Source organism: Corynebacterium parakroppenstedtii, from assembly GCF_019754935.1.
In the GTDB taxonomy this organism is placed as follows: Bacteria; Actinomycetota; Actinomycetes; order Mycobacteriales; family Mycobacteriaceae; genus Corynebacterium; species Corynebacterium parakroppenstedtii.
On sequence record NZ_JAGSOA010000002.1, the window covers coordinates 49,710 to 70,711 of the forward strand.

The 21,002-nt window shown below is 57.6% G+C and carries 20 protein-coding genes and 1 pseudogene; 11 read left to right on the forward strand and 10 right to left on the reverse strand.

Annotated features, from left to right (window positions below):
• Positions 1–26: 26 nt before the first annotated feature.
• Both pgi and KCQ76_RS06740 read right to left on the reverse strand, forming a co-directional pair.
• Positions 27–1,697, reverse strand: a complete 1,671-nt coding sequence (pgi, locus tag KCQ76_RS06735) for a glucose-6-phosphate isomerase (RefSeq protein ID WP_046203442.1) — start codon at positions 1,695–1,697, stop codon at positions 27–29.
• 171 nt (positions 1,698–1,868) lie between these two features.
• Positions 1,869–2,180, reverse strand: coding sequence for a chorismate mutase (locus tag KCQ76_RS06740; protein WP_046203441.1), 312 nt, complete (start codon positions 2,178–2,180; stop codon positions 1,869–1,871).
• 126 nt (positions 2,181–2,306) lie between these two features.
• On the opposite strand from KCQ76_RS06740, the gene KCQ76_RS06745 reads away from it, so the two are divergent.
• Positions 2,307–4,919 (forward strand): UvrD-helicase domain-containing protein, encoded by a 2,613-nt coding sequence (locus tag KCQ76_RS06745; protein ID WP_046203440.1) that lies wholly within the window; start codon positions 2,307–2,309, stop codon positions 4,917–4,919.
• A 461-nt stretch (positions 4,920–5,380) separates the two neighbouring features.
• Here the strand turns inward: KCQ76_RS06745 and KCQ76_RS06750 are convergent, their stop codons facing one another.
• Positions 5,381–6,175 carry a M23 family metallopeptidase gene (locus tag KCQ76_RS06750; RefSeq protein ID WP_046203439.1) on the reverse strand — a complete coding sequence of 265 codons (795 nt, stop codon included), beginning with the start codon at positions 6,173–6,175 and terminating at the stop codon, positions 5,381–5,383.
• Between the two features lie 376 nt (positions 6,176–6,551).
• On the opposite strand from KCQ76_RS06750, the gene KCQ76_RS11000 reads away from it, so the two are divergent.
• From KCQ76_RS11000 to KCQ76_RS06770, 4 genes are all read left to right on the forward strand, one after another.
• Positions 6,552–8,813, forward strand: coding sequence for a cell division protein PerM (locus KCQ76_RS11000; protein WP_221914830.1), 2,262 nt, complete (start codon positions 6,552–6,554; stop codon positions 8,811–8,813).
• Entirely contained in the window at positions 8,800–9,489 is a 690-nt protein-coding gene (purN, locus tag KCQ76_RS06760; protein ID WP_052722365.1) for a phosphoribosylglycinamide formyltransferase, read from the forward strand. The genes KCQ76_RS11000 and purN overlap by 14 nt, the downstream gene beginning before the upstream one ends.
• A complete protein-coding gene (gene purH / locus KCQ76_RS06765) occupies positions 9,486–11,159 on the forward strand; it encodes a bifunctional phosphoribosylaminoimidazolecarboxamide formyltransferase/IMP cyclohydrolase (RefSeq protein WP_046203437.1) in 1,674 nt (557 codons plus the stop codon). Before purN ends, purH begins: the two co-directional genes overlap by 4 nt.
• A gap of 135 nt (positions 11,160–11,294) precedes the next feature.
• Positions 11,295–12,509 carry an acetyl-CoA C-acetyltransferase gene (locus KCQ76_RS06770; protein WP_046203436.1) on the forward strand — a complete coding sequence of 405 codons (1,215 nt, stop codon included), beginning with the start codon at positions 11,295–11,297 and terminating at the stop codon, positions 12,507–12,509.
• A gap of 13 nt (positions 12,510–12,522) precedes the next feature.
• On the opposite strand, the gene KCQ76_RS06775 is transcribed toward KCQ76_RS06770, so the two are convergent.
• Positions 12,523–13,062 (reverse strand): RDD family protein, encoded by a 540-nt coding sequence (locus KCQ76_RS06775; protein ID WP_046203435.1) that lies wholly within the window; start codon positions 13,060–13,062, stop codon positions 12,523–12,525.
• Positions 13,063–13,223: 161 nt separating this feature from the next.
• On the opposite strand from KCQ76_RS06775, the gene KCQ76_RS06780 reads away from it, so the two are divergent.
• Positions 13,224–14,144 (forward strand): HpcH/HpaI aldolase/citrate lyase family protein, encoded by a 921-nt coding sequence (locus tag KCQ76_RS06780; RefSeq protein WP_231725372.1) that lies wholly within the window; start codon positions 13,224–13,226, stop codon positions 14,142–14,144.
• Positions 14,145–14,203: 59 nt separating this feature from the next.
• On the opposite strand, the gene KCQ76_RS11095 is transcribed toward KCQ76_RS06780, so the two are convergent.
• The 5 genes from KCQ76_RS11095 to rpmB all read right to left on the reverse strand — a co-directional run bounded on the left by KCQ76_RS11095 (position 14,204) and on the right by rpmB (position 16,342).
• Complete coding sequence (locus KCQ76_RS11095; RefSeq protein ID WP_046203434.1) at positions 14,204–15,166, reverse strand: AEC family transporter; 963 nt, start codon at positions 15,164–15,166, stop codon at positions 14,204–14,206.
• Between the two features lie 207 nt (positions 15,167–15,373).
• A complete protein-coding gene (rpsR, locus tag KCQ76_RS06790; protein ID WP_012731143.1) occupies positions 15,374–15,622 on the reverse strand; it encodes a 30S ribosomal protein S18 in 249 nt (82 codons plus the stop codon).
• Positions 15,623–15,633: 11 nt separating this feature from the next.
• Positions 15,634–15,939, reverse strand: coding sequence for a 30S ribosomal protein S14 (gene rpsN, locus KCQ76_RS06795; RefSeq protein ID WP_012731144.1), 306 nt, complete (start codon positions 15,937–15,939; stop codon positions 15,634–15,636).
• A gap of 2 nt (positions 15,940–15,941) precedes the next feature.
• Positions 15,942–16,106 (reverse strand): 50S ribosomal protein L33, encoded by a 165-nt coding sequence (rpmG, locus tag KCQ76_RS06800; RefSeq protein WP_005279910.1) that lies wholly within the window; start codon positions 16,104–16,106, stop codon positions 15,942–15,944.
• Positions 16,106–16,342 carry a 50S ribosomal protein L28 gene (rpmB, locus tag KCQ76_RS06805; protein WP_012731145.1) on the reverse strand — a complete coding sequence of 79 codons (237 nt, stop codon included), beginning with the start codon at positions 16,340–16,342 and terminating at the stop codon, positions 16,106–16,108. Before rpmB ends, rpmG begins: the two co-directional genes overlap by 1 nt.
• A gap of 576 nt (positions 16,343–16,918) precedes the next feature.
• On the opposite strand from rpmB, the gene KCQ76_RS06810 reads away from it, so the two are divergent.
• The 5 genes from KCQ76_RS06810 to KCQ76_RS06830 all read left to right on the forward strand — a co-directional run bounded on the left by KCQ76_RS06810 (position 16,919) and on the right by KCQ76_RS06830 (position 20,280).
• A complete protein-coding gene (locus KCQ76_RS06810) occupies positions 16,919–17,182 on the forward strand; it encodes a type B 50S ribosomal protein L31 (RefSeq protein ID WP_012731146.1) in 264 nt (87 codons plus the stop codon).
• Positions 17,183–17,271: 89 nt separating this feature from the next.
• Positions 17,272–17,439, forward strand: coding sequence for a 50S ribosomal protein L32 (gene rpmF / locus KCQ76_RS06815; RefSeq protein WP_012731147.1), 168 nt, complete (start codon positions 17,272–17,274; stop codon positions 17,437–17,439).
• A 135-nt stretch (positions 17,440–17,574) separates the two neighbouring features.
• On the forward strand, positions 17,575–18,987 hold the full coding sequence (locus tag KCQ76_RS06820) for a S1C family serine protease (RefSeq protein WP_046203433.1): 1,413 nt from the start codon (positions 17,575–17,577) through the stop codon (positions 18,985–18,987).
• A gap of 312 nt (positions 18,988–19,299) precedes the next feature.
• The gene (locus KCQ76_RS06825) at positions 19,300–19,926 is read left to right on the forward strand and encodes a MogA/MoaB family molybdenum cofactor biosynthesis protein (protein ID WP_046205265.1); all 627 of its coding nucleotides are present in this window, start codon (positions 19,300–19,302) and stop codon (positions 19,924–19,926) included.
• Between the two features lie 9 nt (positions 19,927–19,935).
• Positions 19,936–20,280 (forward strand): hypothetical protein, encoded by a 345-nt coding sequence (locus KCQ76_RS06830; protein ID WP_102215030.1) that lies wholly within the window; start codon positions 19,936–19,938, stop codon positions 20,278–20,280.
• Between the two features lie 206 nt (positions 20,281–20,486).
• On the opposite strand, the pseudogene mscL reads toward KCQ76_RS06830, so the two are convergent.
• A pseudogene (gene mscL / locus KCQ76_RS06835) lies at positions 20,487–20,879 on the reverse strand (large conductance mechanosensitive channel protein MscL); the annotation flags it as partial.
• Positions 20,880–21,002: the final 123 nt, after the last annotated feature.

The window sequence follows — 21,002 nt, forward strand, 5'->3', positions numbered from 1 at the left end:
AGCCCTAGCTTATGACATGGCGGAATCTACTTTCGATTTTCCCGGTACCACGAGATCAGAGAGTCTGTGCTGGCATCCCCGGTATCGACGCCTTTCTCTCCGGTGACGGCGGGCAGAAGCTCGCCGGCCTGCTTCTTACCCAACTCGACGCCCCACTGGTCGAAGGAGTTAATAGACCAGATTGTGCCCTCGGTGAAGACAATGTGCTCGTACAAAGCGATCAGCTGCCCAAGCACCGACGGCGTGAGAGCCGGCGCCAAGATCGTCGTCGTGGGTCGGTTGCTCGGCATGACCTTGTGAGGAACGATGCTGGGATCCACGCCTTCCGCGGCAATTTCGTCGGCAGTTTTACCGAAAGCCAGAACCTTCGTTTGCGCGAAGAAGTTCGACATGAGCAGGTCATGCATGCTGCCCGTGCCGTCCGCCGTGGGGAGGTCATCGTTGGGGGTAGCAAACCCGATGAAGTCAGCTGGTACCAGCTGGGTCCCCTGGTGGAGCAATTGGAAGAAGGCGTGCTGGCCGTTTGTTCCGGGCTCGCCCCAGTAGATCTCACCTGTTGGTGCGGTGACCGGGGTGCCGTCGATACGAACGGACTTGCCGTTCGATTCCATCGTCAGCTGCTGGAGGTAGGCAGGGAAACGTGCTAGGTCCTGGGAATATGGCAGCACCGCGTGGGATTGTGCGCCCAAGAAGTCGTCATACCAGACACCGAGGAGCCCCATAAGAACGGGGACGTTCTTCTCCAATGGGGTGTTCCGGAAGTGCTCATCGACGGCGTGGAAGCCCTCTAAGAAGCTCATGAAGTTCTGCGGTCCGACCACGGCCATGAGCGAGAGCCCGATGGCGGAGTCCACCGAGTAGCGGCCACCAACCCAGTCCCAGAATCCGAACATGTTGTTGGTGTCGATGCCGAATTCGGAGACCTTTTCAGCGTTCGTCGAGACCGCGACGAAGTGCTTGGCGATGGCATCATTTGCTTCATCGGTCCCGTCTTCCAGGTGGAGGCTGTCGAGGAACCATCGACGCGCCGCATGCGCATTGGCCAGCGTCTCTTGCGTCGTAAAGGTTTTCGACGCGACGACGAAGAGCGTCTCTGCGGGATCGAGGTCAGCGACCTTTGAGGTGAAGTCAGCCGGATCGACATTGGAGACGAAGCGTCCCGAAATTCCTGCGGTGGCGAAGCTGCGGAGAGCCTGCGTTGCCATAGCAGGGCCGAGGTCGGACCCGCCGATGCCGATATTCACCACAGTTTTAATCGTGTGGCCGGTGACGCCCAGCCATTCGCCGGACCGCAAGGCATGCGCAAAGTCGCGCATCCGTGCCAGGACGTCGTGTACGTCGGCGGCGACGTTCTGCTCATCGACGTGCAAGGACTCTTCGGCGGGAAGACGTAGCGCCGTGTGCAGCACTGCTCGGTCTTCCGTCGAGTTGATATGCCGGCCGCTGAACATCGCGTCGCGATGGTCCTCGAGGTTCGCCTTCTTCGCGAGGGCGATCAATGCCTTGAGGGTGTCGTCGTTAATAAGATTTTTGGACAAGTCAACGTGCAGGTCAGCCACGGAAAAGCTGAGGTTCTTCGCGCGATCCTGGTCGTCGGCGAACAAGTCGCGCAACGTTGTTGACTCGATTGATTTCGCGTTGTCCTTCAGCGCGGACCATTCGTCGGTCGCGGTGATATCTGGCAATGGTGAATTCATTAAAAATCCTTCTTATCGACGATAACTGTGGCGCATTGAGGTCGTGTGCGCCCCCTGAGCCATGCTAGTCGCGAATCGGCAAGTCCACGGGCAAGCGGTTCACATGCTGCGGCTTTGATGGGTGGCCATGAGGGCCGGCCCGCATGTCGGGGGATGCGGGAATGTGGGGATTTAGCCCAGCCGTCCCCGCCCCATGCGGAGGAGCGCTGATGCGATGGCGGGACCTTCTGTCCCCAATTCCTCCCGGAACTCGTTGATGATCGCGACTTCTCGTGTGTGTACGAGGCGAGTTCCGCCCGACCCCATTCGCGATTGCCCGATGAGATGCGAGATCTCCGTGCGGCGTTTGATAGCAGAAATAATCGTGTTATCCAGCTGATTTATTTCTTTTCTTAGATCCTGGATACGTTCGTTCGATAACGGATCACTAGTTCCGCTAGTGACCTCGCTGGACGTAGACAGAGAATCGCGAGGCTCAGTCATGGGTCTTATTGTGTCACACCTGGGTTGTAGGTTGGAGTGCGAGCGCGTGAAGCTGACTTTTCCGTACTTCACGGGATAACAACTCGCCTTGAGCTAGACAGATTTTATTAGGAAGAGATACGCACTATGAACGATAGCCTTTCCACTCGCTTGCCGGATGGTGGGCCTTTGACTCCACAGCAGCTATTGGAAGGACTTAACCCACAGCAGCGGCAGGCGGTTGAACATGAGGGCTCTCCATTGCTCGTCGTCGCGGGGGCCGGTTCGGGAAAGACGGCAGTTCTCACTCGCCGGATCGCTTACCTCATTGGTGTTCGTGGGGTAGCGCCGTGGAATATCGTCGCTATCACCTTTACTAATAAAGCAGCAACGGAAATGAAGGACCGCGTCGCCGATCTCATTGGGCCGATTGCGGAACGTATGTGGGTCTCTACGTTCCACTCCATGTGCGTTCGTATTCTTCGTGCCCAAGCCAATCTTATTCCGGGTTTAAATACTAACTTCACTATTTATGACAGTGATGATTCCCGACGTCTGCTCACGATGATCGCCCGCGATATGAACTTAGATTTAAAGCGTTTTGCTGCGCGGACGGTAGCGTCGGCGATTTCAAATCTTAAGAATGAATTACGCACTCCCGAAGAAGCGCTTGCCGACGCCGAAGAAGATAAGAACCCGTTTAATGAGACAGTCGCGCAGATCTTCGCCGAGTATCAGAAGCGTCTGCGTGCATCGAATGCTGTTGATTTCGATGATTTAATCGGCGAAGTTGTTCGTATTTTCCGAGAATACCCGGAAGTGGCACTTTATTACCGACGACGTTTCCGTCACGTGTTGGTGGACGAGTACCAGGATACGAACCATGCTCAGTATGTATTGGTCTCGACGTTAGTGGGAGACGAGCGCTCTGAGGGGGACGCTATTCCGCCGAGTGAGTTATGTGTCGTGGGCGACGCTGACCAGTCAATTTATGCTTTCCGTGGGGCTACGATTCGCAACATTGAAGAGTTCGAGCGCGATTATCCCCACGCAGAAACAATTTTGTTAGAGCAGAATTACCGTTCCACCCAAACGATTCTTTCTGCTGCTAACGCTGTGATTTCCCAAAACTCTGGACGCCGTGAGAAGAATTTATGGACGGCGTTGGGGGAGGGTGAACGAATTGTCGGATATGTGGCCGACAATGAGCACGATGAAGCCCGATTTGTGGCGCGTGAAATTGATCAGTTAGTTGACAACTCCACCATTAATTATGGCGATATCGCGGTTTTCTACCGAACCAATAATGCGTCCCGGGCGTTGGAAGATATCTTTATTCGCAATGGTCTTCCGTACAAGGTGGTCGGTGGGACGCGATTTTATGAGCGCAAAGAAATCCGAGACATCATTGCTTATCTTAAAGTTCTGGATAATCCGGATGATTCGGTCAGCTTGCGACGGATAATAAACACTCCACGGCGAGGAATCGGTAACCGTGCTCTGTCTTTGCTCTCTCTGTACGCGGAAGATCACGGCGTCAGTATGGGCGCCGCATTACGCGCCGCTGCCGACGGGGACATTCCAGCATTAGGATCGCGCGGTAATAAAGCGGTGGGCCGTTTTGTCGAGATGATGGGCGGATTGCGCGACGATATTACCGATAACCAGCTGGTATCCCATGACGGGGATGACTTGGGCATTCCGGATCTGGGCGCGATTGTTAACGACGTGATTGAACGAAGCGGTTATCTGGAAAGCCTGGAGGGATCGAATGACCCGCAGGATGGGGCCCGACTGGATAACCTCCGTGAGCTTGTCTCTGTGGCGCGGGAGTTCGCCTCCGAAGCTGCGCATCAGTTGGCTTATGAACGCATGCCTAGCTCTACCGCATCGGAGAGTGCCCCGGGTGCTGGCGCGGAGGATGCTTCCAGCGTCGATAGCGACGGCGTCGGGAGCGGCGGCACCGATAGCGGCGGAGGAATAGATACCGCAGGTGACGAAGGTTTTCTCGAGGAGGGCGAACCTCAGCCGGGGAGTTTGCAGGCGTTCTTGGAGCGTGTTTCCTTAGTGTCTGATGCGGATCAGATTCCTGATGAAGAAAACGGCGTGATCACTCTCATGACGCTCCACACGGCGAAGGGGCTTGAATTCCCGGTCGTCTTCCTCACTGGTTGGGAGGACGGGCAGTTCCCGCACATGAGGGCGCTGGGTGATCCGTCAGAGCTATCGGAAGAACGACGCTTGGCTTATGTGGGCATTACGCGTGCGCAGCGTCGGTTGTATATTTCCCGAGCCGTGACCAGGGGATCCTGGGGTCAGCCGGTGAATAACCCTGCATCGAGGTTTATTGCGGAGATTCCCGAGGATCTCATCCATTGGGAACGCAAAGAACCTCAGCAAAGCTGGGATAGCGGCGACTGGTCTTTGGGATGGCCAGACAAGCCGACTTCCGGGTATCGACGGGGGAACTCTCGGTATCGTGGCTCTCAATATGGTGGCGCCGGTTCGTCGGCTCATGGTTCCGGTGGCCGGCGAGGTGCTGGGCGTGGAGTCGGTTCGTCCTCGGATCGTCGTTCGGGCACACCTGCGTCGGCGCTTCATCTCGAGGTCGGCGACCAAGTCAATCACGATAAATATGGGTTGGGAACTGTGGAATCAGTCTCAGGCCTTGGCAAGCACACCAGCGTGGTGATCAATTTCGGGAAGGAAGGCACCGTCCGCCTCATGCTGATCGGCAACGTTCCTATGGAGAAGCTGTAAGAGTGTCTACTGGATGCACTTGCGGGGGAGGGGCGTGCGCTGTGGCCGGCCGGCGAGGGACGGACAACGTCGGCCGGCGAAGCCGGGGATATCGGGATACAGGAATATGTGAATAGGGCTATACGACAAATCTGTGTCCGCATGCTGGAAAACTGCGGGAGGATATCGCGGTCTCTTGTGAAAACTGTGGGGGCATATGGGCGAAAAATGGCCGAAAATTGGCCATATACCTCCGCACTTTTACTTTTGGGCGCATATTCCCCCGCACTTTTCGGGCTCTAGGTGTAATTTCCCTGCAGTTTTCCGTGTGCTGGCTCCTTCTTCCGCGTGTCGGTGCTTCGCGCCCCAGGATTCTGTCCGCACCGCCTTCTCTGTGTCGTATTACCCTGCGAATGCCTCGGTCCGCGACGAAAAAATCGCTGGCCCACAAGGGGACCAGCGATGGATAAAGAGAGTTAGCGTTAGCGCTGAATCGGGCCGAGGTTAATGCCGTGCGCGGCCAACCACGGCAGCGGATCGATAGCCTCGCCACCATTGGGGTGGACCTCGAAGTGACAGTGCGACCCGGTGGAGAATCCGCGCGACCCCATCCCGGCGATAACGTCGCCAGCCTTAACGCGCTGTCCGACAGTGACGTTGATTGTCTCCATGTGTCCGTACACGAACACGGTGCCGTCGTCGGCACGAAGACGAACCCACTGGCCGAACCCAGAGGCAGGGCCTGCGGAAATAACGGTGGAATCCATGACGGCGTACTCGGGGGTGCCCAGTACGTTGGCGATGTCGATGCCCTTGTGGAAAGCTCCCCACCGCATCTCGAAACCGGTGGTCAGAATGCCTTGAGCAGGTTTAACAATCCCGAGAGCGTTCATGATGGCGTTGCCAACCGGCCCCGCTGAAGCAGGCTGTGCGGCGGGCTCAGGTGTCCGCGCAGCAGCATCGGCAGCAAGGCGCTGCTTATTAAACTCAACGGTCTTTGCGATCTGGTCGTGCAGGTTCGCGACCGGCTTAGCTTGAGGAAGCTGAAGAATCTGAGGCGAGGACTCTGAAGCAGTTGCCTCGGAAGGTGTAGCGTCGGCGTCCTTGGCGACCAACCGGACACTATCGCTATGGCCAATGGTGGCGGCTCCTGCGCCGACAGCTCCCGCGGTGCCCAACGCACCGGCTGCAACGGCGACCGAGGCTACCCGGCTGGCCTTAGGAGTTGTCTGGCGGCGATGCGTCCCGACATACTGGCTGCCTCGATTCGTCCGCACGTGTACACCTCTCAAGCAAAAATGGTGGCCAGCCGCACCACGCACACGGCTGGCTACTGTGTGTTTCACATCGACCGTTCTGCTTAACTGTTTTAACAGGTAAGCGTAATCGTTTTGTAATCTCCGAACGAAATAGTAACGAACGGCTAGCGTCGCGGCAAGCTGTTTTCCATCTTTTTCTCACTAAGGTGTGAGCACGGAAACACGGATTCGTACCGCGCGCGAATTATGTGATGCGTCACAGATTTGGTGTGGGTGGGAACATTAATCACAGGCGACTACAGTTGTCTCAGCTGGCCTGGACTTTTTGGGTTTGTCGCCCCGAAAGCCGGAGTGCCTCATGTGCCCCACGCGCGGAAGGTGTCAGGATAGACAAGTGAGAAATACCACCCCATCGAATTCTCGACGTCCGGGGGATGGGCGGTCACGGAAGAATGGCCGCCGATCCCGCGGCACGGATGCGCAGCGCTTGACGTGGGACTCCCCATCGTCGTCACAACAGCATCGCCCCGACCGCTCATCGCGTCAGTCGGAGACGGGTGCGGAGCGATCGTCACATCAATCCAGTCGCCCTTCGTTTGACGACGTTGCGCACCGTGATTCTTCTAGGCCGCGGTCAACCGCTGGCGATTCGCGCGCAAACCAGGCGCCTCGCGCGTCCGAACAATATGTTCGCGAGCAGCGTCCGCAAGCTCGGGCAACGCGTGGCTCACGTCGAACAGATGAGGGCCGGGCATCGCGGGTACGCGGCGCAGGGGACCTCGATAACACAGCAGCCGTCGGAAAGAAAAATGCAGGTGCACGAGGCACTCGGGGTACTCGGGCCACGAGTGCCGGCCCGGACGACGTCCGTCGGGGGTCTGGAAATAACCGCAGTGCCGCCGGGGCATCTCCCCGTAGAGGTCGATTTGGGCTCAACTGCTGGACTCAATGGTGGCAGAGGGGCGGTAGCGCGGCTCGCAGCGCTGCGGGTGGCTCCTTTACTACACGGTTAAGGAAGTTCCTGCCGGGGATTGCGGCCACCCATGTCTCCGTGATCGGCGTCATCATCGCAGTCGCGCTCATTATTTTATTGGCGTTGGACCTTTCCTTCGTCGCAGCTCCGGCGACAATCGCGTCCCTGTGGTTGACGTTCAATCTCGCGCCACTCTCGATGTCTGGCGCCGATCTTGGCCTCCTGCCGCTGCTTCCCGCGGTGGGCTACGCATTGTGGATAGCACTCCGAATCCGGTCGGTCGTGCGTGAGCGAATCAGCGTCAGCGACGTGCGCATGCTTGTCGGCTGTTCGTTGGCCGTTCCTATCTTGCTGACGTTAACCGCGCTGGCAATGCTGTGGGACGCGCAGCCGGTCCTTGCGGTGAACGTGCCGTCGGTCTGGATGTCGGTCTTGTCGACCTTCGCTCTCAACGCGCTGGCAATCATTTTTGGCATGGGCAAGCGTTTGTGGCGAGCGCTGCTGCGCTTTTACGGTATGCCTCAGTGGCCTGTCGACGCGTTTCGCCTGGGTATGGTTTTTCTCGCCGCAATGGGTGGCATCGGCGCTTTCGTCGTGATTGTTAGCCTTATTGCCCACTGGTCGGCCTTTGCGGACGCGTATTCCATCGCGTCGGGCGTCGGCGGCAAAATTGGGCTGACCCTGCTGTGGATCGCTTACTTCCCGAACATGGCTCTGGCGTCGGCGAGTGTTCTTGCGGGTGCCGAGGCTAATTTCGGTGCTGCACAGGTCAGCTTGTTTACGGCGACGCGCGCGGAGCTGCCTCCGGTGCCGGTGCTTGCCGCGATGCCTGGCGATGTTTTCCCCGCCGCATGGCTTGGGCTTTTTATTCCTGCTGCGGTCGCCATTCTTGTTTATCGACGATTCCTGAGCCAGCGACGCGTTGTCGTTTCCCCGTATGGGACTGTTGGAGTGGCTGCCCTGTCGGCCGGGATTGTTGGAATGGTCGCCGCGTGGCTGAACAGCGGCGTGGTTGGTGCATACGGATGGTCGGGGCCAAACCCCTGGCTGACCGGCGCGGTCGCTGCTGGCTGGATGTTTGCCGTGGGGGTGATCACGATGGCGGTGATCGGCATACGTCGAGGCAGGAGTGCGTCGCCTCGTGCGGCAAGTGCTTCGGATCGTGGTGGCATGCGTGAAGCTGATGTCGCTAGGGGTGATCGTCATGACGCTGAGCAGGACTCTGCTTCTGAATCTCGTGACGACGACAAGCCCGCCGCGCAGCGAGCTGAATCCGCCGAGGATGAATCGGCTGGCGACGAGCCGGACGCGGACGACGAGTCGAATGTCGGCAATAAGGCGGATGCCGACGATGAGTCGGTCGACGGTGAGTCGGTCGACGGTGACGAGGGCGGCAGCGAGGATTCCGACGAGAAAAATACTGCTGATGGAAAGGTCAAAGGCGAGTCCAGCCACGGCGGTGCCCGTGAGACAGAAGCGGATGAGGTTAAAGAGACTGAGCCAGAGGCTGACACAACCGCGTTAGCCACCGAAGCTGAACAGTCCGAGTCAGCTGACAGCGAGACTACGAAAACAGAGAACGATTCAGAGCCATCTGCCGGCACGTCTGCCGGCGGCTCGTCTCAAGACAACACATCTCACGATGGCACGTCACAAGGTGGTACGACCGATGATCCGCGTTGATCCCGTCTTTCCCGGTCGCCCGCTTCGGCTCGTCGTGTTGGCCTCGGGGGAGGGAACGTTGTTTCAGTCTCTTCTCGACGCGCGCCGGGAAACGCCCTCGTTAAGCGTCCAGGCCTTGGTCACGGATAAACCTTGCCCAGCGATCGATCGTGCTCATCGTGCAGACATCCCGGTCGCCACCATCACACCCCCTCGCAAGAATGCCCCGGCAACACCCGAAGACCACCCTGCCACCTGCCACCAGGACACCTACGCAGAACGTCGTCGGCAATGGAACAGTGAATTAGCGCAGGCAGTCCAGCAATACGACCCCGACATTGTCGTGAGCGCGGGCTTCATGCGCATCGTCGGCGATGAGTTTTTAGCCAGGTTCGGGGGCCGCATGACTAACACCCATCCCGCACTTCTTCCCTCCTTCCCCGGGGCGCACGCCGTGGCCGATGCCGTCGCTTATGGGGCGAAAATTACCGGTAGCACTATTCACCTGGTCGATTCTGGTGTGGACACAGGGCCTATCCTGGATCAGGAGGCTGTTCCCATTCACGATGGTGACACGCCCGATACTGTCCACCGCCGCATCAAAACTGTTGAACGACGGTTACTCGTCTCAACATTGGATGCGATCGCGCGGCGCGGTTACATTTCAGACGGACGAAAGGCATCTTTCCTTCCATGACCGACTCCCAATCCGCAACTCCTTCTCCCGCTCCAACCTCCACATCCGATTCCCAGATTCCCGTAAAACGCGCACTAATCAGCGTATATGACAAAACTGGGCTCACAGATTTGGCTAGCGCCCTCCACGCTGATGGCGTTGAAATCGTGTCGACGGGGTCCACCGCTGCTCATATCGCCGATGCGGGAATCCCCGTGACGCTCGTCGAAAAGCTCACTGGTTTCCCTGAGTGCCTCGACGGGCGAGTTAAAACTCTGCATCCCAAAGTTCACGCGGGGATCCTGGCTGACACGCGAAACCCAGATCATGTCAAGCAACTCGACGACATGGGGATTGAGGGTTTTCAGCTCGTTGTGGTGAATTTGTACCCCTTCTCTGAAACGGTCGCGTCGGGGGCGGATCGTGACGAATGTGTGGAAAAGATCGATATCGGCGGGCCGTCGATGGTTCGTGCTGCTGCGAAGAATCACCAGTCGGTCGCGGTTGTTGTGAATCCTGACGATTACGCAGCGGCTGCCAAGGCTGTGCACGGCGGTGGTTTTACTTTTGCGCAGCGTGTGGACCTTGCGTCCCGCGCTTTCCAGCACACCGCGGCCTATGACGTTGCCGTGGCGACGTGGATTTCGAAGCAATCTGCGTTAACCCAGACGTCATCGAACGAGGATGCCGGTTCAGATAGCGGCAGTGGTAATGCTGACGGTTCGGGCACGACCACGTTCGGTGAGTTCGTGGGTAGCACCTACACACTGTCGCACCCTCTCCGTTATGGCGAAAACCCGCATCAATCTGCGGCATTATACCTCGATCAGCATGGTCATCCGGGCTTGGCTCAGGCCGAGCAGCTCCACGGCAAAGAGATGTCCTACAACAACTACACAGACGGCGACGCTGCCTGGCGTGCTGTGTGGGATCACCCGGACGAGATCTGCGTTGCCGTCATTAAGCATGCCAACCCGTGTGGCATCGCGATTTCCCGTGAGTCGGTTGCCGACGCTCACCGCAAAGCCCACGCCTGCGACCCCGTATCGGCCTACGGCGGAATCATTGCTGCGAACAAGCCGGTGACGTTAGAGATGGCTCAAACGGTGAAGAAGATCTTTACCGAGGCCATCATTGCACCATCATTTGACGACGATGCCCTCGAGCTTTTGAAGACGAAGAAGAATCTTCGCATCCTGGTCGCGCCGAAGCCCGAGCGTCAGGGATTGCAGCTCAAAGAAGTATCCGGTGGCGTGCTTGTTCAGGAGCGCGATGTGCTGGATGCTCCCGGCGACGATCCCTCAACGTGGGAACTCGTTGCTGGTGATCCAGCCGATGACGAGACATTCAACGACCTCGCCTTCGCGTGGCGCTCCGTGCGCGCCGTGAAGTCCAACGCCATTTTGCTGGCCAAGGATGGCGCGACGGTGGGCGTCGGTATGGGGCAGGTCAACCGTGTCGATTCTGCTCGGCTGTCAGTTCAGCGTGCCGGCGAAGATCGTGCTCGTGGCGCTGTTGCCGCATCGGATGCCTTCTTCCCCTTTGCCGATGGTTTCGAGGTGCTTGCCGACGCTGGTGTGCGCGCGGTTGTTCAACCCGGTGGTTCCATCCGCGATGAGGAAGTTATTGAGGCTGCCCGCAAGGCGGGAGTCACCATGTACCTGACTAAGGAGCGCCACTTCTTCCACTAGTCGGTTGGTGGGGGCGGCTCCGCCCACACCGACGAGGCGAGGGAAATCATGTTTTCTCGGTGTCTTTGCACGCGCTGGTCTCATTTATGGCTACTGTGAATGTGATCTGTATTGCATAGCCATCCTGGAGGAAAAATGTCTGATTCCCACGCCTCATGCCAGCCCAGCCCAGACGACGTTGTCATTGTGGGGGCGAAGCGCACCCCGCAGGGGAAGTTACTGGGATCCTTGGCGTCGCAAACGTCGGTTGACCTCGGTGCTGCGGCGGTGTCGTCGGCACTGAAAGACTCCGGTGTCGCCAGCGGGGACGTGGATTATGTCGTGATGGGGCAGGTTCTGCTGGCGGGGGCGGGGCAGAATCCGGCCCGCCAGGTGGCGGTGAAGTCGGGTATTCCGCTGGACGTTCCGGCCGAGATCGTCAACAAGGTGTGCTTGTCCGGCCTTGACGCGATTATTCACGCAACGCGCATGATCCGTGTGGGGGACGCATCGATCGTCGTCGCCGGAGGTATGGAGTCCATGACGAACGCTCCCCATATTGCTGCGGGAGTGCGTCAGGGGAAGACATATGGTGATTTACGGCTTGTCGACGCGATTAACCGCGATGGCCTCCACGACGCTGTGAGCGGGAAGACGATGGGGGAGGAGACCGACCGGGGGAACCAGGATCGTGGGATTACCCGCGAAGAGCAGGACCACATTGCGGCCCTGTCCCACCAGCGTGCAGAGAAAGCGCGAGACGAGGGCCTGTTTGATGATGAGATCGTTCCGATAGAAATCCCGCAGCGTAAGGGTGATCCCGTCGTGGTTCGTGCCGATGAGGGCATTAGGCCCGGTACGACGGAAGAGGGATTATCGCGGCTGCGTCCGGCTTTCCTGGAGGGCGGGACGATTACCGCGGCGAGTTCATCGCAAATTTCCGACGGTGCTGCAGCCGTCGTGCTGACCACCCGTGAGGAAGCTGAAAAGAGGGGTCTGCGGGTTCTGGCTGTTGTTGGGCAGTATGGCCAAACGGCGGGTCCGGATACGACGCAGTTGCATTCTCAACCGTCGCGCGCCTTGACAGCTGCGCTGGACCGGTCGGGATGGTCAATTGACGATCTCGACGTCATTGAGATCAATGAGGCTTTTGCTGCTGTTGTTGCCCAGTCCATTAAGGACCTTGGGGCGGACATGGACCGCGTCAATGTCAATGGTGGCGGTATCGCTTTGGGGCATCCGGTTGGTGCGTCGGGAGCGCGCCTTGTTGTTCACATGGCTCATGAATTAGAGCGACGAGGTGGCGGGCGCGCCGGTGTGAGCTTGTGCGGCGGCGGTGGTCAGGGCGATGCCTTGACGCTGTGGGCGTAAGGCGCACGGGCATCTAAAGGCGCTTGTTCTGGTAAAAATAAGCGCCTGCCCAGCGATCAAGGAATGATCGGCTGTTTTTATCTCGGTAAATAGAAATTGCTAGTGCAGTAATCCATATCCATAGAAGTGGTTCTAGCTCTACACTCCAGCTACCGATATGGAGATGGGGATAATTATCCACGCCGACGATAGCCGGCCCGAATGCTAGCCAGTAGAAGTTTCGTTTTATTGCCCCGGCGTAGCTTAGTCGGTCGCCCGCTTCGGTGGTGACTTTGAGGCCGACGACAGCCTTTCCAAAGGTTCCTTCGGCATGAGCATCCATGAGGAATCTGTATAGGAAGAATAAAATGCCCGCTATTGATGATCCTATCCAGAATTGCGCAGTTTTATCCGCCACTATCTGGTTGATACCCCACTGCACAAGGAGCATCGCGATTGAAAAGAAGAATGCGTCGAAGAAGTAGCCGAAGCCACGGTTGATTACACCTGCCAGGGCTGGACGGAGCCCAGCGGTCTCAGGTGGTTTGGAATCTGTCGACTCGTGGGAAGGCATCGTCGTACTCATCTCGTCGTGTATGGCGATTCTGAATCGGGAACATGGGCAGTTCTGTACGCGGAGGGGACTCTCAATCACAGGTGCGGGCTATAAAACTTGGCGATAAGTCTAGCTAAATAGTAGGTACGGGACCAGGGTTGTCACTAGCATAATGAGCTATGACGCAGACTAATCAGAGCGCTTCCGCAGGAGGAACCACCAGCGTAGGTCACGCTTCACCCCATCGACGGTGGACCCCGGCAGGGCCGGCCATTCTTTTCGCACCCGCCGACCGTCCTGAGCGGTTCGCCAAGGCAGCGGCGCGCTCTGACGTCGTCATCCTCGATCTCGAGGATGGTGCCGGGCGTGATTCATTCGACGAAGCCCGCACCAACATCGTGAACAGTGATCTTGATCCAGCGACGACGATCGTCCGCGTCCACTCTGCCGATTCGGAACTTTTCGACGGTGACATCGACATGGTGACGAAGACGCCGTACACCACCGTGATGGTTCCTAAGGTTGACCAGCCGTTGCCGGATACGCTGGCAGATTACGACGTGATCGCGATGCTGGAGTCCCCGTCGGGAATTATGAATGCACGCGACATTGCCCATCAAGAGTTCGTCGTCGGGTTGCTGTGGGGGGCGGAGGATTTCACGGCGTCGCTCGGCGGTGTGTACAGCCGGCTGCAGCGGGACGAACGAGGGTGGGACTCTGACCGTGGTTCAGCCGAGGGCCCGTACCGAACGACGGTGAATTACCTGCGCACCCAGACGTTGTTGCACGCCGCGGAGGCGGGAATTGTTGCTCTTGATGCTGTGTTTGCTGACATTCACGACGCCGACGGGTTACGTGATGAAGCGCTCGACGCTGCTCGGATCGGGTTCGCCGCGACGGCGTGTATCCACCCGGCCCAGGTTCCCGTGATTCGTGACGCGTATCGGCCGAGCGAGGAGCAGGTGAAAATGGCTCGACGGATTGTCCGCGAGTCTGCCGACCATCCGGGTGCATTAAACATCGACGGGAAAATGGTCGACGCGCCGCTGTTTCGGCAGGCAGAAGTGCTGGCAGCTCGGGCAGATGCGCTAGGTATGTGAGGTTTTGTTCCGCGCCGGGCTGTGACCGATCAGTGGCCAGCCAGTGCGCTCCTAACGGGTTACGTAAACACCAGGGCGAGCAGCATAATCATGACAAACGATGCGGCTGTGGTGATCACCCCTGCGTCCCGTGCAAGGGTCAAACCCCGCCCGTATCGGGTGGCGTAGGTGTACACATTCTGTGCCGTCGGTAGAGTTGCGACGACGCAGGCAGCGAACAACGCGTGTCCCGTCATCCCGAAAACAAAGTGTGCGATAAGGAAAGCCGCCAAAGGCTGACCGAGAATTTTTGTGGCGGACGCGACGCCAACCTCGAGTCGTGGGGACGTCGAGGGATCAAGTACTTTCTGCCCCGCGAGCGACATCCCGAACGCGATGAGCGCCACCGGGACAGCTGACTGCCCGATGAGATGAACCGGTTCGACAAGGGGGTGGGGTACTGACACCCCAGCATGGGCGTGAAGGATCGATATCACGAGCCCCGTCAGCGCTCCGAGCAGCATCGGATTCTTAAACGGGGTGATGAACAAACTCCGCGTGTTGACTCGCCCAGCTCGGCCATCCGCGTGTGCTTCCTTGGCGGTGACAACGTCGAGAATGGCGAGGACGATGGGCCCGTAGAACGCTATTTGGAACAAAAGCGTCGGCACGACCACTGTGCTATCGCCGACGACGTGGGCGGCGACGGGTATCCCCAAGTTAGAGGCGTTGCAGTAGGAGCTGGCCAAGCCGCCGACCGCGGACTCGTGAATGGGGCGGTGGAGGGCGGTTCGCGCCCATAGGAAGTAGATCAGCCCGATCGTTAGTGCGGAGCCGCTGGCGACCGCTAGTTGTGGGCCGAGGACGTCGAGTGGGTCGGTGACGTAGAGCTTGTCCAGGAGGAGTGCCGGTGTCGCCAGGAAGTACACGTACATCTGGAGCGTGAATTGCGCGTGCTTGCCCAGGAGATTGGCTTTGCCAACGAAGAATCCTATTGCGATGACGATGGCGATGGTTGCGAAGCCGGATAGTACTTGGGGCACGTGCGGAGCCTCACTCCCTGGTGGATAAGCGAAAACCGCTCCTCGGTAGTTGACCGGGAGCGGTGAATGTCGAAACCTGCTGTTATCGCTTCCAAATGTTCACGCCGTTGGCCTTCGACGGACCGATGGACCCTCGAGGCACCACTAGGTTCTTACCTGCAGCGCTGATCCCGGGAAAGTACCCAAGACCAGGTGCTCAGGGGCGACTTAGCGGCTGGTGAACGGGAGGAGAGCCATTTCGCGTGCGTTCTTGACGGCAGTTGCCACCTGACGCTGCTGCTGCGGGGTCAGGCCGGTAACGCGACGCGACCGGATCTTGCCACGCTCAGAAATGAACGTACGCAGGGTTTCGATGTCCTTGTAGTCGACGGCCTCGATGCCGCGAGCTTTCAAGGGGTTCTTCTTGGGACGGCGGGTTGGTTCAACCCGGACCTTTTTAGAGTTGTTGCGCTTCATACTGCTACTCCTCACCAGCTGGACTTGCGGACACCTGGGAGCTCACCGCGGTGTGCCATTTCACGAACGCGAACACGGGACAGGCCGAACTTGCGCAGGTAGCCACGGGGGCGACCATCAGCAGAGTCACGGTTACGAACCCTCACCGGGGAAGCGTCGCGGGGCTGGCGGTTCAGCTCGTACTGAGCCTCCATGCGGTCTTCGTCAGGGGTGGCCGGGTTCTTGATGATGGCCTTGAGTTCCTGACGACGCTGAGCGTAGCGTGCAACGATTTCTTTGCGCTGCTCGTTCTTCGCAATCTTAGATTTCTTAGCCATTCTTAGCGCTCCTCGCGGAATTCAACATGCTTGCGCGCGATCGGATCGAACTTCTTCAAGGTGATGCGATCCGGGTTATTGCGCTTGTTCTTGCGGGTGACGTACGTGTAGCCGGTGCCCGCAGTGGACTTCAGCTTGATGATTGGGCGAATGTCATTTCGTGCCATTAAATCTTCTCCCCACGTGCGCGGAGCTTCGCCACGACGGATTCGATTCCGTAGCGGTCGATGGTTTTCAGGCCCTTGGTGGACACGTTCAACGTGATCGTGCGTCCTTCAGAGGGCAAGTAGAATGAACGACGCTGGATATTCGGGTTCCAGCGACGGTTCGTGCGGCGGTGCGAGTGCGAGACGGACTTACCGAAGCTCGGTTTCCGTCCCGTGACTTGGCAATATGCCGACATGGGCTTCTCCTTCCGCCCACCATGGGATCTGCAAAGCACCAACCGTTTTCCTTCGACGGGGGAAATACATTTTCTTCGACACTAAAAATGCAGGTTAAAGCGCTAAGATGCCTAGCTAGTGGGCGATGACGTTTGCTTTTCGACAACAGCGTCTTGACACCTTACCGTCCTCGGCAAGGATTCCCAAATCTTTGGGCCTTTACGCGCTGGTTAGCGCCAATTTCATAGTTAAGGGCTGATTCTGTATGATGGGCCGATGCATGTGCGCCGGAGGCGTGTCGCACTGTTACCCTCTTCCCCTTCACGGGTCGTTTATGCCTGTCAATGGTCGTCGTTGATGGTAGGACAGTCCCGTGGGTCGGCTGATATCCAGGCGCGGTTATCCATCATTTTTATGGTTAGGTACGAGGACTCAGTGCGCGACCGGTGCAAGGTGCTGAGCCAGCTTCATTCGCTACGCGTGTCGCGATAGGCCGCCGCTCCACCGTCAAGGCGGTCGGACGATGCCGTTATGAAGCAAGTCAGCACAAGCAGCACGCCAGACTAGCATTGTCCATGTTCTGTTAAAGGATAACGATGAAGAAGAATATTCACCCGGATTATCACCCGGTTGTCTTCAAGGATGCCAGCACCGGCCACCAGTTCTTGACTCGGTCCACTGCGACGTCAGATCGGACTGTGGAATGGGAAGATGGCAACGAATACCCGCTGATCGTCGTCGACGTCACCAGCGAGTCTCACCCCTTCTGGACGGGTGCACAGCGTGTGATGGACACCGCTGGTCGTGTCGAGAAGTTCCAGCGTCGTTACGGCAACCGCCTGCGTCGCGCGAAGAAGTAAGACGTCAATCCGTCACCATTCATTTTCACTATTTTCACAGTGATCATGCCTAGCTCGCGATGTGTTTGAGCAAGGCTTAGGAGGAAACCATGGCAGTACCGAAGCGACGTATGTCTCGCGCCAACACTCACACCCGTCGGTCCCAGTGGAAGGCCAACAACGCGCCTCTGCAGGAGGTTCGGGTTAACGGCAACACCACGCGGTTGCCGCGCCGGTTGGTCAAGGCCGCTCAGCTCGGCCTGGTTGAGACTGACTAGTAGTAACAACCTCATGTCCCGTGATTGGAGCTTCGGTTCCATCACGGGATTTTTATTAGGGGCGCTGAGGGTTCACAGCCAAATTTCAGGTGACTCAAAGCGCGCGACGTGCATAGTGAGCAAGAGTGATAAACCATGAGCGACGAAAATCAGCGATCCGCATGGGAGATCGATCCATCCTCCGACGATTCATCTAGCAACAACTCCGTTCATCATGATCGTGAACACGAGATTCACGCTCCACGAAGCGATCGAGAATCTTCTTTTGAGAGCACCCAAACCGGGTTCTCGTCAACCCCCTCAGCTCATGCCACAGGCTCTGACCAGTTCGGGATGCCTGGTCAGCCTTCAGGCTCGAATCAATTCGTAGATCCCAACCAGTCTGCAGGTTTTGGGCAGCCCACCGGAGTGATGCAAGCTCCACGACAATCGCCGCAAAAGACTAAGCGCTTTAGTACGCCAGCGGTGGCGGCTTTAATTCTCGCTGCTGCGGTCGCGTCGGGAGCGGTGACGGGTGCGGTGGTGAGCAATCGGGATTCGGGCTCATCGTCTGACAATTCGTCGGCAGTATCCGCGTTGAAAGCGTCGCCGGCCAAGACGAAGAACGTCGACACTAATGGTTCTGTGCAATCAGTTGCTCAGAAAGTCTTGCCTTCTGTGGTTTCTATTACTGTCGAAGCCGGCAATTCGGGGGATACGGGCTCGGGCTCAATCATTAGCGAAGATGGAACGATCATAACGAATAACCACGTTATTGCTGGTGCAGCTAATGGTGGAAAGATTTCCGTGACATTAAATGACGGAACGACGTACCCCGCGGATATTGTTGCGCGTGACCCCGAAACCGATATCGCGGTCATTAAAGCTCAGGGGGCGTCGGGCTTGACCCCGATTTCTTTGGGGGATTCGTCCAAGCTTGAGGTTGGGCAGGAAGTCGTTGCTGTTGGTTCTCCCTTGGGGCTGGATGCCACGGTGACCAGCGGCATTATTTCCGCTCAAAATCGCCCGGTGCAGGCGTCCTCAGAGTCTTCTGACCAGTCCACTCTTATCGACGCCATTCAGACGGACGCTGCGATTAACCCCGGTAACTCCGGTGGTGCCCTCGTCGATATGGATGGAAACCTTATCGGCATCCCGTCGGTGATCGCGTCGCTCGGCTCGAGCTCTATGTCTCAGGGGTCCGGTTCAATTGGTTTGGGCTTCGCTATCCCCATTAACCAGGCGCGTGACATTGCTGAGCAACTTATTAAGAACGGTAAAGTTCAGCACCCTGTTATTGGCGTTCAAGTTGCTAAGGAATCCACAGCGCATGGGGCTGTCATCGTTGATGTGCCCAGTGATAGCGACGCCGCCAAAGCAGGTCTGAAACGGGGTGACGTCGTTACTAAAGTTGACGGCCGAACGATTGATTCAGGGTTATCTCTGATTGCGGCGATTCGCTCGCATAAAGTGGGCGATACGGTCAAGATGGAAGTGACTAATCAGGACGGGAAAGACGCCCGAGAAATCACCATGACCCTGAGTTCGCAAGAGACTTCAGGGGAATAAAAGCGCTGCTCAGTCACTATCGCGTCTGGTCTTGATGATGGCTGGGCACTCCCCATATGGGGCTTCTATTGACTAGGTGCCAGGTAGCTGGTGAAGTGTAAGGAAAATAGTTTTATTGCCCCGCGCTTCACCGTCGGAACTTAAAGTTAATAGCAAGGTGATCAGTTCAATCCTCTAACCCGGTAACCGGTGACGTTTTCCCCGTAGAAGTCTTTATCCCGTAGAAAAGGAGACAATCCAATGAGTGACAATGAGCCCTTTGATTCCATCGATCCAGCGGAGTTGGCTCGGAGCTCATCGGATGCCCGGGAAATGCCGGAATCACTGCGTGGTATTGACCACGCGAAAGTTGATCGGCTTGGCGAGGTTATCGTCGAACCCGATGACGCAATGCTGATGGATCTTGAGCGTGCCGAGGAAGCTGCCCATGCGTCATTTGCAGAAAGAGCCCATGACCAGGGCGAACAGGTTCCCCGAGCCTTAGTCATTATTGTCGACGATAACGCAGGCGAGAAGTCCGATCGCATCGGCTCCTTGGTTGCCGAGTTGCTAGCGGAGGACCACTTCGGCGTGGACGCGGTCGTGCGTGTTGCTAGCCGGAAATCGAAGGTCCGCGGTGCGCTGGAAACTGCCGTAGTCGGCGGCGTTGATCTCGCCGTAACTATCGGTGGCGTGGGCGTCGGGCCGAGAGATAAAACCCCGGAGGCCACCAAGGCGGTGTTGGACCGGCGTATTCCAGGTATTGCTCAGGCTTTGCGTTCATCGGGGTTGGCCTGCGGGGCTACCGACGCTGGATTGTCTCGCGGGATTGCTGGCATTTCAGGCTCGACCGTTGTGGTGAATTTGGCCTCGTCACGTGCTGCGATCCGGGATGGCATGGCCACGCTGACGCCCCTGGTGCGATACGTCATTAACGATATGGACCGCTGGAATCAGTAGGGGCTTCCGATGAATCATTCTCGGCGTCAACGTCGGCACGCGCGACGTGTGTCGGATACTGATTATGACCGCTCGGGCGAATCCGCATTGGCCAGTGTTGTCGACGCCGTTCGCGTGATGGAGGATCAACCGCGCCGGGGGCTTAACGATGATCGCATGGCTGACTTGACGCCTGACGATGAGAACGACGGAGCCGCCCCTGGCGATGGGGACGTCGGTGCTGGTGACGGGCGATCCAGTCGTGATAGTGAGTTCAATGGCGGCTCCGATACTGCGTATGGATCCGAGGACCGTGATGTGGGGGCGATGTCCCGTCAGGAGTGGCAGGAAAATCGGCCGCCACATTGGGGCTAAGTGACGCCCCGGGCTGGGGCTATCCCGCGCAGTAATTACTCTTTGGCGTGCTTCCCGGATGTGGTCGAGCTCGTCGTCGACGAGGGTGTGCCTACCTGAGCCGTGCTTGTTTGAATTCCTTGCGAGGATGCCTGGCTGTGTGCTGAATCGGCGGTGCTTTCCGCAAGTTCGGTGCTCGCGAGCGTTTGGCTGGGGGTGCTCACTTGGTTCTGCGCCGCGAGGAGATCGCGGATTTCCAGAAGAAGATCTTTCTCGGTAACCGGTACTTCTTCCTCTTTGACACCCATATGCTTTTTCCTGATCTCTTCGAGCTTATTCATGGGCGCCACAAGAATGAAGTACACGACGGCCGCAATAATAAGGAAATTAATGACGGCCGTGAGGACCGATCCAAAGTCAAGAAAAGTTTTTTCATTTCCACGGATGAGGCGGAATCCCCAGCCATCTGTATTTGCGCCACCAAAGCACGCAATGAGCGGGTTAATGATGTATTTGGTAAAAGCCGTCACAATTGCGGTGAAGGCAGAACCAATGACGACCGCGATGGCAAGCTCAATAACATTGCCTCGCATAATAAAATCGCGAAAACCTTTAAGCATTATTCCTCCTCAGAAATGGGTTACCCACACGGCAAAGGTTCATATTATTACCTGAATAATTATGGCCACTGTGAGAACAATAAAAAGCGTTCTACAAATTTGCTGTAAGCGTCGCGTGCGGCG